Below are 12,676 nucleotides of genomic sequence, written 5' to 3'. Positions count from 1 at the left end.
CTTTTATTGTTAAGTAAAATATTGATTCAAATATAAAGTAGGACTACACTTTTAATTATATTTTAAATTGCATAAAAAAAACCGGGACAAACCCGGCTTAATTTTTATTTAATAGCAATTCTATTTAAAATCTGCATCCGAAACTCCGGAATTAAGGGTAACTTTTGTAGTTTTAATAACCACTTTCTGGCCATTTCCTTCCGCTTCAATTTCCTGTGGGAATTTTATACCGTCTACGGTCATATAGCTTTTTACAACTGCTGTTCCTTCTTCTGCAGAAGATTTGTAAAGCAATCCTGTAGAAGCATCAAAATAGAACGTCCCTTTACTTGAAGTCAATACATTATAATCTTTTCCATCAATTTTTTCCACGGTAACAGTTGAGAAAGTTGCAGGATCATAAGACAATGCGTCAATCACTTTGCTTTTCTTTAAATCCGGGATTTTATCAGCCGGAATGTCCATTTTCTGACCTCCCTGTTCAAAGTATCCTTTTTCACCATCAAAGAACTGAACCATTTTCTGGCCCATCACAGATTGTTCGGACTTGAATTTGTTTCCCATTTTCTTCGTAGTCATCATCACATCCATTCCCTGAACGGTAAGGGTGTTTTCGATAAGTGTTGTTTTAATACCTTCGAGTTTATCTTTTCCTCCTAAAGCTTTCAGATAATTATCGATAACTTCTTTGGGTGTTAATTTCGATTTTACGGTCTCCGTTTTAGCGGGAGCGGATGATGTCTGTGCAACTACAGGCGCAGCATAAAGCACGGCACAAAAAAACGGAATGATGATCTTTTTCATATATAAATTTTAGATTGTAAATATATGAATATTGACTGATAAATTTTCAGGATATTTTCATAAAAAAAAACCACCAAATTGGTGGTTTTAAAATATTTATAATACAATAAATTATTTTTTAAGCTCTTCTAAAAACTCATCGTGAGAGATGGCTGTTTCTTTTTTAGTTGCTTTTTCAAGAATGATATCTTTTAGTTTTGTCATGGCAACTTCAGAAGAGATCTGTCTTACTTGCTCCTGATCTTTCAGCATTTCCACAGCATATTTCTGGATTTCTTCGTCTCCTAAATGGTGGATTCCGTAGATTGCCAACTGGTTTCTTACCAACTGCTCTGCCTGAGCCAATACATCTGCGTAATCTAACTGGATTTCGTTTTCCGACATTAGTTTACCTTCGATGATCTGGTATTTCAACTGGTTTTTCTCAGATTCCAGGATTTGCTTAGCCTGCTCTTCAGACTGAATATTCTGATTAGAGAATAGTAACCATTTAACGAGGAATTCTTCAGGAAGTTTTACTTCTTCTTTTTCAGAAACCTGCTCCAATACTTTATTTACAAAGTGTACGTCTGCATTTTGCTGGAAATATTCATCCAGTTCAGCTTTCACTTTTTCTTTTAATTCTTCTTCAGACTTGATGTTTCCTTCACCATATACTTTATCGAAAAGATCCTGGTTAAGTTCCGCAAGGTTTAATGAATAGAAATCTTTTACTTTTACTTCCACTTCATTGTGGTGTAAGTGTTCAGCTTCTTCTTTGGAGAATCCTAATTCTTTAGCCAATTCTTCGTTTTCAGCAAGCGTTTCTTTAGAAACTTTCACAGATCCGTCCATTTTCAAACCTTTTACCAATTTGAAAGCTTCTTTATTTTCAGCAGTAATGGTAGCGTTCTTTGGATGGTGGTGGTGCTCACCTTCCGCATCATCTTCCACAACCTGAGAAATTTCTAAAGCGATATAAGAATCTTTAGTGATTTTATCCTGAGGAACCTGCTCAGCGAAACGCTTCTGCATGTTTTCAATGCTCTTGTTGATTTCTTTTTCAGAGGCTTCCACTTTGTAGTGAGGCGCTTCATATTTAGAAAGGTCTATGGTAAATTCAGGCTCGAAACCTACTTCAAAAGCCACTTCCAACTGATCAGCATTGTAATCAAATTCGTTTACAGGCTGAGGAACAGGCTGACCTACTAATCTTAGTTTGTTTTCGTTTACGTAGTTGTTTAAAGCATCAGAAACCTGTTTGTTGATTTCTTCGAATGCAATACCTGCTTCGTATTGTCTTCTAACCATACTTAAAGGCACTTTTCCTTTTCTGAAACCAGGAACTTGCGCATTTTTAGCATAATTAATCAATTGCTTTTCAACTCTTTCTTTATAGTCAGATTTTTCCAATGTCACTGTAAGCAATGCACTTACATCATCATGGTTTTGTGCGGTAACCTTCATTATTGATTAAAATTTTAGGTTGCAAAAATAGGAAAATTTTATGAAAATCACTCATTTAAAACAAACATAAAAGCTAAATAATGTTAAATATAAATTTCCTGAGGCGGAAGACTGGAAGATGGGCGACGGAAGTTCTATGAATAGTTAAAATTTAGACAATCTAATCTGTAGTCTTAGAATTTTATCAATAAAAAAACCACCGGAAAATTTCCGGTGGTTTTCATAACAAGATTAAGGATATTAAAAAGTGATTTTTAATTTGTGATTGTATAGTTTGCCTGAGCATCGGTCTCGCCTCCTGTCTGAGTTCCGTACACCACTCCGTTTCCGCTTACCTGAGCATCTTCTGTCACACTTGCCGGCTCATGGTAGAGCGTAAAGATCAGCTGGCTTGTTACGGAAGGATTTTTAACTGCTTTTGTTACCACCCATTGTGTTTTTAAACCAACACGCTTTCCGTCTGCTCTTGTTGAGGATGCGTCATCTGTACGTGTTAACGTAATATCAGAATTCGGGAAATTAAAAATTAAGAAATGTTCATCTTTTGCATCTTTAATTTCCTGAGTTGCATCTTCATTTCCGTTTTTAAATTCTGCGCTTACCTCATATGTTTTCCCGTCGGTAAGCTGAATAGCCTGTGCACCTCCTGCTCCCATGCTGTAATTGTAGGTTTGAGTAGTTCCTGCCGCAACATCTTTTACATTCAATATAATATTGGTAAGGTCTTCCTGCGGCAAATCGTCTTCCGCAGCAGAGCCGTCTCTTTGACAAGAAACTACCGTAATGGCAATGAATAAAACAGCTAATAATTTGATGATATTTTTAGTATTGAATAATTTCATTTTTCTAAATTTTAAAGTTGTTGATTTGTTTGATTTGTTTTTAACGCTTTAGAATCTGTATCTAAAGTTGACAATAAAGTTTCTTCCTGCCTCATCGGAGAAAAATCTCATCCTGTTCAGGTAATCCCTGTACGTTACATTGAAAAGATTATTTACAATAAGCCCTGCAGAAAGATTTTTGCTGATATTGACACCGGTCTGGACATTCCACAGAGAATATCCGTTGGGCGGTGTACTCAGATCCACTGTTTTTTCAACCTCTTCCCCATTTGTATAAACAGGAATGGTTGCGTTATACACCGGAAACCTGTTTTGTTTCAGGAATGTATGATTTTCCAGAGTAAAATAGAAATGATTCCAGTTTTCTTTACTGAACTGTAAAGCATTGGAAAAATTCGGAGGCATCATTAGAATCAAAGGAACATGATGGGTTTCGTCCTGTCCGTAAACATAGCTACCTCTTCCCACATATGTAAGATCATCCGTAAGCCTGAAATTTACATCCAGATCTATCCCGTACATTTTGGCATCGATCTGCTGATAAGACCATACCGGAAATACTCCCCTGATGGTATTCTGCACTCCCGTAGGAACCTGGTTGATAAAATTTTTAGTGATAAAAAAATAAGGATTTACCGAAATATTAAGTCCGTTTAAGACATTGAACTTTGAATCAGCGATGACATTAAACTGATGTCCCTGCTCATTCTTCAAACCCATATTTCCGATTTCGATCACCGAAGCCGAATGATGGAGGCCGTCTGAAAATAGCTCTGCAATATTCGGGGTCCTTCCTACTTTAGCATAATTAAATTTCAGGTTAATACTTGAATTCGGGTGATATTCCAGTCCTGCATTGAAAGAAACATTGTTATAATTCAATTGGGGACGTGTAAGAATCCTGTTCTGATTCGTTTTCACATAAAACTGCGGGTAAATATCCGCATACAATTTTTCCCAGTCGGCTTTGTCGTACCATTTTGTGACGTCATACCGTGTAAAATCGTAACGTGCTCCCGCTTCCACATTGAAATTGCCTGAAATTTTATATTTAAAAATAGAATATACTCCGGCAGCATATTTATCATAATTCGGAATCAGACGTCTGGCTTTAGTAGCAGGATCCGAATAATTATTCTGAAAACTTGCATCAATTCCGGTTTCCAGAGAGAACTTTCCTCTTTCCAGCAAATCATTAAGATTAAACTGGTGGGTCATCAGTTCAAGATCCAGGGAAGGGATATCTTTGAGATCTCCTCTCCTGATATCGTATTCCTGCCTGTGATTGTACTGATAACTGTATGTTGCAGAAACCTTTCCGATATTTTCAAATCTTTTGAACGCGGAAACTTTTGCAATATGATGCTCAATTACCTGTCTCGGATTGTCAATATCGTAACTGAAATTCCCCGTATATACAGGAATTTTTGATGCTGTGGCGTTATAGAAATCTTCGTTGTTTCCCACGTGGGAACCTCTGTAAATTCCTATATTCTGGTTGGTAAGATAATAATCGAATGAAATTCCTTTTTCATACGTATTATGCTGAACGGTAAAGTTGAATGAAGAAAAATCCATTCCCGTATTCATCAGATTATAATCAGGAGCATTCTGATCTCCCAGCTTTTTGATGCTACCGCCGGTTTTTACCGCCCATCCGTTTTTCCAGATTTTAGCAACATCGGCTTCCAGGGCCATTCCTCTTCCGTTCGAAATTCCTGTAAGACCTACCGATCCTTTAATGGTATCTTTTTTAGGAAAGACTTCAGGCTCCATAATCACAACACCGCCAATGGCATCACTTCCGTATTTTAATGCTGAGGCGCCTTTAATAACGTCAATATGCTGAAAATTATTAATATCAACATTCGGGGCGTGCTCTACTCCCCATTCCTGCTCGGCAAGTTTCACGCCGTTATTCAGAATGGAAATCCTGCTTCCGTAAAGTCCGTGAATAATAGGTTTTGAAATATTATTTCCTGTTTTTAAAGCACTTACTCCTGAAATCTTTGTGAGCAAATTTCCGAGATTATCCGAAGAATTTTTCTCAATTTCAGACTTGTCCAATGTTTTAATGACCAGGGATCCATTGCTTTTATGGCTTCCGTGGATGGTTACCGTTTCGATATCCTGAACGTGATGTTCAAGAGTAATCGTTATATGCAAATCCTGTGTAACTCCTACATTTTCAGTATAATCATTACAATCAGGATGTTTAGCAATGAGTATATATTTCCCGGCAGGAATTTTACTGAATGAAAATTTGCCGTTTTTATCCGTTTTGGCAGAAAATTCACCGATTTTCACTACTGCATTTTCCAGCATGGTTTTATCATGAAAATCCTGAACAGTTCCCTCTACCGAGTAAGTCTGCTGTGCGTTCGTTAATGCAAATCCGCAAAGGATAAGCATAAAACTATAGATCAATTTCATTGTTAAATAGATTGATTGCGTACTTTTTCAGGTACTTTTTTCGTAAAAAATTTGTTGATAGGATCTTTTTAAATGAGATTAATTAATCATGTTAGCCGATTATTAATCAATGTATTAAACCTGATATTATTAATAACCTAACTATCTCTTAATGATTATATTTTCATTAAGAAATATTTAAATTCTAAAATTTAAGGTAAAAAAATCCGGAAAGAATCTATGAATTATGAAATTGCGGGCGGACCGCGAAGCTGAAAGGTAAATTTAGTCTGAGACCATATTTTTTCCTGAACCGCAATAATCTGCTTTACTTCATGCGTGTAATTTTCAAAAAAGAAATTAAATTCTTCAGGAACTAAAGTATGTCCGGTGGCTAAGAAATGACAGGCAAGACAGTCTGCTGCTTTTTCCTTCGCTATATTTTTGGTAATGGTATTTTCTGATTTTTTAAAGTTGAAATTTTTAAAAACATCTTCAGAGCTGTGGCTGTGAAAATTCTGAGAAAACAGCGCAAGAAAGTAAATCCCAAACAACAGTTTGGAAAGAAAATTCCTGAGATTTCTGCTTTCTTTAAAAATCATGCTTCAAAATTATAAAAATAAATTAAAAAGTAGGATTAAAGTTTTCTTAAAATATTCTGATTGATAAGTAGAGTGAATTGAAATTTTGTTACAAACTGTATTAAAACCTTATAGGTTTTGAAACCTATAAGGTGTATCTAATATAACTCTTGGAAATCAGTTCAGCTGCGTACCCAAATATTCCCACTCCTGGAGTGCAAGATCGAGATCTTCTTTTGTTTTATTATATTGTTCCAGTGTTTCTTCAGAAGGATTTTCTTTGGTAAATGAAGCTTCAAATTCTTCAACTTTAGTTTCAAGCTCGGTAATTTTATCTTCCACTTTTTTCAGCTTATTCTGAATATTTTTCTGCTCTTTGCTTACGATTACATTTGATTGATTATTGGAAGCTGGTTTTTCTTCAGGCTTTTTTTCCTCAACTTTAGGAACTTCGTTGTGAAGTTTTGCTTTTTCTGCAGAAATTTCGCGGATCGATTCTTTTTGTCTGAATTCAAGATATTCATTGATATCTCCTAAGAATTCTTTCATTTTACCATCGCGGAATTCATAAATTTTATCACAAAGTCCCTGCAGGAATTCCCGGTCGTGAGAGATTACAATTAACGTTCCTTCAAATTTCTGAAGCGCCAGTTTAATAATTTCTTTAGACTGAATATCAAGGTGGTTCGTAGGTTCGTCCATGATCAGTGTATTGAACGGACGCAACAATAATTTACAAAGAGCCAGACGGTTTCTTTCCCCTCCGGAAAGTACTTTCGTTTTTTTATTCACCGCTTCCCCCTGGAAAAGGAAAGATCCTAATAAATCGCGGACTCTTGGTCTGGTTTCTTCTGTGGCAGCGTCTTCCGCTTCTTCCTGAACGGTTTTATTCGGGGTTAAAACTTCCTCCTGATTCTGGGCGAAATAACCAATATTTACATTATGCCCGAGATTCCACGTTCCTGAATAATCTTTGATATCTCCGGCAAGAATTTTTGCCAGCGTTGTTTTTCCCTGTCCGTTCTGTCCAAGAAGTGCAATTCTGTCTCCTCTCTGAACAATAAAATCCACATCATCAAAAATCTGCTTCTCACCATAAGCTTTTCCGAGTTTTTGAGCTTCAAAAATTACTTTTCCGGGAACTACGGATTGTACGAAGCGAATGTTGAATTTAGAGACGTCTTCATTATCCACTTCGATTCGCTCGATTTTGTCTAATTTTTTGATAAGCGACTGTGCGAAAGATGCCTTCGTAGCACTTGCACGGAACTTATTAATATTGTCTTCCATCTGCTTGATCTCTGCATCCTGATTCTTTTTAGCCTGAATCAATTTTTCACGGCGGTCTTCACGCATTACCAAGTATTTGGAATAATTGGCTTTATAATCATCAACCTTTTTATTGTTGATATCAAAAGTACGGTTGCAGACTGCGGTCATAAACTGTTTATCGTGACTTACCAGAACGATGGCTCCCGGATAATCTTTTAAGAAGTTTTCCAGCCACATGATGGATTCCATATCAAGGTGGTTGGTAGGCTCATCGAGAAGCATAATGTCATTCTTTTGCAGAAGCAGTTTTGCCAGCTCGATTCTCATTCTCCATCCTCCGGAAAATTCATCGGTAATTTTCTGAAAATCATCTGCTTTAAAACCAAGCCCGAACAATACTTTCTCCATGTCACCTTCCAAATTATAGGCATCATGGTTCATCAGAAGATCATTCAGTTCGGTCATTTTATTGATCAGATCGGTGTAAGAATCGCTTTCGTAGTCGGTTCTTGTAGCCATCTGATGATTCACTTCTTCAAGTTCATTCTTCCAGGCATTGATCTGCTCAAAAGCCTGCATGGTTTCTGCCCAAACGGTTCTTCCTTTCACAAAATCAAGATCCTGCTTCAGAAAACCGATTGTGACATTTCCTTCAGGCACTACATTTCCTTCATAGAAATTGATTTCGCCTGAAAGCATCTTCAATAAAGTGGATTTTCCCGCTCCATTTTTACCAACCAAACCGATTTTATCATCCTTTTTAATCGTGAAATTGACGTTTTGAAACAAATATGTTCCCGAATGATGTAATCCTAAACCTTGAACCGAAAGCATGCTAAATAATGATTAATAGTGAATAATAAATTTCCGGGTGCAAAAATACGGAAAATAAAAGAACTGGGGTAAGAAAAATAACTTCTTATGAATCTGAATCTTAAAAAGACTTCTTAAGGGCAGGAATAAAAAAGAGCTGCCTTACCAGGACAGCTCCACACCTAAATTTAAAACTGAAAAAGTACTAACATTTATTGTATAAATTTTCCTTAATCAATATAGTCCGGTTCCAATTGTCATTATTAGGAATATTGGTACCGTATGCGTAATCCACAACAGAATCTTCGATATGATGTATTTCTACCTGGAGTTTTGACGGGTTTGCGGTAAACTGATCATCTGAATTCCCCGGTACATTCAAACCGTTGTTAATGAATTCCGTAAGGTCTTCTTTTGATGAATTTCTTGGAATTGCAGGATGATATAATCCGAAATTGGCTGAAATATGAGTATAGTCTGCAAGTGTTCTATAATTGTAAACGGGTTTCAATTCCGGCGAAAGTTTTTCTGTGTAGCTCTCCAGTTCTTCTGAAAGCCGGATCAGGTAAGGATGCTTTTCGGGGTTAATTAAAAAATCGGAATCATCAAATTCAGTATTAAAAACCTTTTTTTCAGCATTCGATTCTTTCAGCATAAGTTTACCGTATACTTTAGAAAGCTCATTAAAAACAAGATCCCTTGAAATGTAAGCCTGGCAAAAAACTTCTCCCGGATCTACTTTATAATCTCCGAGAATATGATCCCATATTTTATTTCCTTCAGCGTCAGCTGCCGTTGTTCTGATATTCTGAATATAGCTGTTCAATTCCCCTTCAAGTAAAAAATTCGGAGATATGTAAACAGACTGGGGACCTTCCAGATATCCTCCTCCGATATCTGCATGAGCACCGGGAACAAATATTTCTTTCCAGATTGTATTTTCGCATATTTTATCTTCCATTAACCCGGAATCTTCAAAAAAACCAGTTAAAGGAAAGAAAAAACGACATTCATTGACGGCGCAGATTTGAAACGCACGTTGCACGGCGGGATGCACCATGACATTATAATCATTAAAGGGTGCAGATTCTACCGTATCGAAAATGCCTAGAAATTTCACACTGATATTTTCTACGAATTCAGTATCGGCTTTCAGCAGCTCGTGGCAGAAATTTCTGGCGAGCATGGCTCCTCTGCTAAATCCGTAAACATACAATTCATAATGATGATTACGATCAGAGATTATATTTCTGAAATAAGCGAATGCTTTCTGCAGCTTGTCATCAGACGAATAGCCGTTCTGTCCTGCAGGATTTTTACAGATTGCCATGGCAAAATCACTGTCTTCCTTCTGCGTAACTGTTCCGATGCCTTCTATGTAAATTTTCTCCTCCCCGTTAAAGAGTTGAAATAATTTATAAATATTGGTCCTATTTCCGTAATAGCTTTCATTGTTTTTCGGAGGTTTTTCGGGAGAGGTTGCATTAATCCCGTTGTTTCCGGTTCCGTCAAAAAAAATTCCAACGGAGATGATGTTGCTTTTCATGTCACTTTGTAGTTTTATTTAAACTTTGGCAAAGATTTTCAACTTTGGCAAAGTGAATTCATCAAAGTAACGATGAAATAAACCGGCATTATAGAGTATAAAATACCAAATAAAAAATTCCGTATTTCTACGGAATCATATTCTTTCTAAAGGGTGAATATTATTAATAATGGCATAAATAACAATTCCAACGGTGTTTTTTGCGCCTATTTTTTCTACAATTCTCTGTCTGTGGCTTTCTACGGTTCTCGGGCTGATGAATAGTTTTTCGGCAATCTCATTATTTGTACATTCCTGACAGATGAGTTTCACCACATCTTTTTCACGGTCGGATAATTCATCATCCATTTCAAAAAGTGTTCTTTTTTTGGTAGGACTGTTCATGTAGGAAAAGATCATCTGATGATCTTCCGGTGTAAAAAAGATTCCATTTCTATATACCATGGTAATGGCTTCTATAAAAGCTTCCCGGTTTGAATTTTTAGGTAAAAAAGCAGAAACTCCCAGTTTTACCATGTATCCCAGAATTGTTGTTTTATAGTGGGAGGAGAGGATAATGATCTTTAAGCCGGGATATTTTTCTTTAAGAATTTCTACGAGCTCAAAGCCGTTCATGGGCTGCATCTGAACATCTACCAAAGCGATATCCGGAAAGTCTTCTTCTGAAGTTTTTTCCAGCAAATCGAGAAAATCCGGTCCGTTGTTGGAAGTAAATCCTACGGAAATATTCTGTTCGGAAGAGAGCAGCATTTTCACCCCTTCCAGGATGAGCTGTTCGTCGTCAATTAATGCTACTTTGATTTGAGAATTCATTGGTGTACGGAATTTTAATAATTAGCCGGCTTCCTTTACCTAACACGTTTTTCCATTTGTGAACCGCGTTCATGGATTTTATTCTGGATTCTATATTTTTAATCCCCATTCCTTTTTTAACATCTTCATATTCAAAACTTTCGCCGTTATCAGAAATTACTACTGCAAGATTGTTCTGATTATCTTTGATATAGATCCAGACTCTTGATGCTTCCGAATGTTTGAGAACATTGGTGGTAAATTCCTGAATGATTCTGTAAAGCTGAACTTCTATGAAAATATCTTTTTTCTGAAATTTCGGGCTTACATTCAGGGAAATATTTATTCTTCCTGATAAATTGGCAATCAATTCTTCGATATATAAAACCAGTCCTACAGTTTCCAGGTTTACCGGATATAATGAATGTGAGATGCTTCGCGCAGAATCTATAAGCGAGGACATCTGGGTAGTGATGTTTTTCCTGATAAGCTCATCTCCTTTCGTATCAAGATTATTAAGCCATAATGATAAAATATTAAGCCTGTTTCCGATATCATCATGAATCATTACCGCAATTCTTTTTCTTTCAGATTCCTGGGCTTTTATATTTTCGAGGACAAGGTTTTTCTGATGCAGAACTTCAGCTTCATGCTGTACGTTTTTTTCTTCAATTATTCTTTTAATAAAGCTTCTGTATGCAAGCAAAATAAAGGACATGATAATTACCAGGACGACAATTAACGTAATAAAAAAGGTAATATTGAGCGTTATTTCTTTAATCTTAAAAAGGTATAAATTATTGATATATATAAAAAACTGCTGAGTATGTTATTAATACTCCAGATCATATTGGCTTCTTCTTTTCCGAGATCTGAAAGCTGTCTTAAAAGGAAAAATAAAAAAACAGACAATGCATAATAGAGGAAGATGAAACTATCTGCAATCATAAACCTGCCATTAATTTTACTGCTCTTAATTTCAGTAAGTAAAGCATAACCTGCAAAGCAGATGACAACTATATTGGAGATCACTTTTTTTACGTCTGAGGTGAGCATTTGAGAATCTGTAAAGAATAAAGCCGCAAGAAGAACTACGGGAATATACCAGTAGACCGACATATTAAGCTTTCTTATATATAAAATCCCCAATAGCAACAGCTCTCCCGCAACATAGAAAGGAAAGACAAAATTAACGTCTCTCAGGTTAAAAACATAAAGGCAGAGTTTAACAACAGCTTCTATCAAAAAAAGAAAAATGATATAGTAAGCATACCATTTTTCTGTATTTTTAAAAAATTTGTACCGGACAAGTCCTATAACAGCACAAATGAAAAGTAAACTATTATTAAGATAAAGTATTACTTTGTAGGTATCCACAGTAAGTTTAGTTATTATAATTAAAAGGGCACAGAGGCGGACAAGGCTGAGACCAGTCGTATGTATTAGCAGTACTGTCTATACTTCCCGAATTTTGCAGATCCTGATAAAATGAAATAAAAATAAGGGTTGGCAGTACTCTCTGATACACTTGTGAGAATTTCAGTCCGAATGAGCATACGATTTTATAAAGTCCCGGCTTGGAAGCAATAAGATCTTCTGACGGCACATAGAACTTTCTGAAAATCCTGCTTCCTTTAAACTCAGAACATTCTCTGTAAAACCACGTCATTGAGTCATTTCTCCATGATTCTATTGCTTCAAGAGCCACATCCTGCTCCAGCATAGGCTTGTTGGAAATCGGGAAATAGGTATCAGAATCATAATCAATTCTCTGCAGGTCCTTTGACAGGACGGCATTTTTAATAACCTTGTACTGCTCAGTTTCTACCAATCTCAGATCTCCGTCAAGTTCACTCAGGATACTATAAGGGAATGCGTCTACAATAAGCTTCTGCCCATTTGCATCCATAGGGCATAAAATAGCTACCAGCTGGCCATTGAAAACCCCTATTTCCGCGCAAAATTCGTTGTAATCATTATAGTTCTTCAGCCAGGTTACCTGCTCCGAATCAAAAGTAAACACATAATTGGGTGGAATAAGGCTTTGGATTTTCTGATAATCTGCGCAGCAGTTTGTCCATTCTGCAACGGCTACATCAAATTGATCTCTGTTGAATATATTCATATTTCACGGTTTTTAAAGTGCCATAAAATTATAGAAACTAAAT

General features: G+C 36.4%; 11 protein-coding genes. All 11 read right to left on the bottom strand.

The features are described from left to right. Positions 1–120 precede the first annotated feature (120 nt). Entirely contained in the window at positions 121–804 is a 684-nt protein-coding gene (locus U9K52_RS16340; RefSeq protein ID WP_263601441.1) for a hypothetical protein, read from the bottom strand. A gap of 111 nt (positions 805–915) precedes the next feature. After that, positions 916–2,250, bottom strand: coding sequence for a trigger factor (locus tag U9K52_RS16335; RefSeq protein WP_248391196.1), 1,335 nt, complete (start codon positions 2,248–2,250; stop codon positions 916–918). A 254-nt stretch (positions 2,251–2,504) separates the two neighbouring features. Then, on the bottom strand, positions 2,505–3,092 hold the full coding sequence (locus U9K52_RS16330; RefSeq protein ID WP_263601442.1) for a hypothetical protein: 588 nt from the start codon (positions 3,090–3,092) through the stop codon (positions 2,505–2,507). A 48-nt stretch (positions 3,093–3,140) separates the two neighbouring features. Continuing rightward, a complete protein-coding gene (locus tag U9K52_RS16325; RefSeq protein ID WP_322927374.1) occupies positions 3,141–5,525 on the bottom strand; it encodes a TonB-dependent receptor in 2,385 nt (794 codons plus the stop codon). 224 nt (positions 5,526–5,749) lie between these two features. Then, positions 5,750–6,106, bottom strand: a complete 357-nt coding sequence (locus U9K52_RS16320) for a hypothetical protein (protein ID WP_263601444.1) — start codon at positions 6,104–6,106, stop codon at positions 5,750–5,752. Positions 6,107–6,262: 156 nt separating this feature from the next. Next, a complete protein-coding gene (locus U9K52_RS16315; RefSeq protein WP_248391188.1) occupies positions 6,263–8,191 on the bottom strand; it encodes an ABC-F family ATP-binding cassette domain-containing protein in 1,929 nt (642 codons plus the stop codon). Positions 8,192–8,375: 184 nt separating this feature from the next. Further along, positions 8,376–9,716, bottom strand: a complete 1,341-nt coding sequence (locus U9K52_RS16310) for a DUF2235 domain-containing protein (protein WP_322927373.1) — start codon at positions 9,714–9,716, stop codon at positions 8,376–8,378. A 135-nt stretch (positions 9,717–9,851) separates the two neighbouring features. Beyond that, positions 9,852–10,529, bottom strand: coding sequence for a response regulator transcription factor (locus U9K52_RS16305; protein ID WP_322927371.1), 678 nt, complete (start codon positions 10,527–10,529; stop codon positions 9,852–9,854). After that, positions 10,498–11,226 (bottom strand): sensor histidine kinase, encoded by a 729-nt coding sequence (locus U9K52_RS16300; protein ID WP_322927370.1) that lies wholly within the window; start codon positions 11,224–11,226, stop codon positions 10,498–10,500. The genes U9K52_RS16305 and U9K52_RS16300 overlap by 32 nt, the downstream gene beginning before the upstream one ends. Before the next feature lie 50 nt (positions 11,227–11,276). After that, positions 11,277–11,885, bottom strand: coding sequence for a hypothetical protein (locus tag U9K52_RS16295; RefSeq protein ID WP_322927369.1), 609 nt, complete (start codon positions 11,883–11,885; stop codon positions 11,277–11,279). A gap of 7 nt (positions 11,886–11,892) precedes the next feature. Then, positions 11,893–12,633 carry a hypothetical protein gene (locus tag U9K52_RS16290; RefSeq protein ID WP_248391183.1) on the bottom strand — a complete coding sequence of 247 codons (741 nt, stop codon included), beginning with the start codon at positions 12,631–12,633 and terminating at the stop codon, positions 11,893–11,895. Between the last annotated feature and the right edge of the window lie 43 nt (positions 12,634–12,676).

This window comes from Chryseobacterium sp. MHB01 (assembly GCF_034651565.1).
GTDB lineage: Bacteria > Bacteroidota > Bacteroidia > Flavobacteriales > Weeksellaceae > Chryseobacterium > Chryseobacterium nepalense.
The sequence above is the reverse complement of the archived record's forward strand: the minus strand, read 5'-3'. Positions and strand labels throughout refer to the sequence as shown.

Coding starts and splice junctions, on each gene's coding strand:
- U9K52_RS16300 (WP_322927370.1), bottom strand. CDS start 11,226: ATGTCCTTTATTTTGCTTGCATACAGAAGCTTTATTAAAAGAATAATT.
- U9K52_RS16340 (WP_263601441.1), bottom strand. CDS start 804: ATGAAAAAGATCATCATTCCGTTTTTTTGTGCCGTGCTTTATGCTGCG.
- U9K52_RS16335 (WP_248391196.1), bottom strand. CDS start 2,250: ATGAAGGTTACCGCACAAAACCATGATGATGTAAGTGCATTGCTTACA.
- U9K52_RS16320 (WP_263601444.1), bottom strand. CDS start 6,106: ATGATTTTTAAAGAAAGCAGAAATCTCAGGAATTTTCTTTCCAAACTG.
- U9K52_RS16325 (WP_322927374.1), bottom strand. CDS start 5,525: ATGAAATTGATCTATAGTTTTATGCTTATCCTTTGCGGATTTGCATTA.
- U9K52_RS16310 (WP_322927373.1), bottom strand. CDS start 9,716: ATGAAAAGCAACATCATCTCCGTTGGAATTTTTTTTGACGGAACCGGA.
- U9K52_RS16305 (WP_322927371.1), bottom strand. CDS start 10,529: ATGAATTCTCAAATCAAAGTAGCATTAATTGACGACGAACAGCTCATC.
- U9K52_RS16330 (WP_263601442.1), bottom strand. CDS start 3,092: ATGAAATTATTCAATACTAAAAATATCATCAAATTATTAGCTGTTTTA.
- U9K52_RS16315 (WP_248391188.1), bottom strand. CDS start 8,191: ATGCTTTCGGTTCAAGGTTTAGGATTACATCATTCGGGAACATATTTG.
- U9K52_RS16290 (WP_248391183.1), bottom strand. CDS start 12,633: ATGAATATATTCAACAGAGATCAATTTGATGTAGCCGTTGCAGAATGG.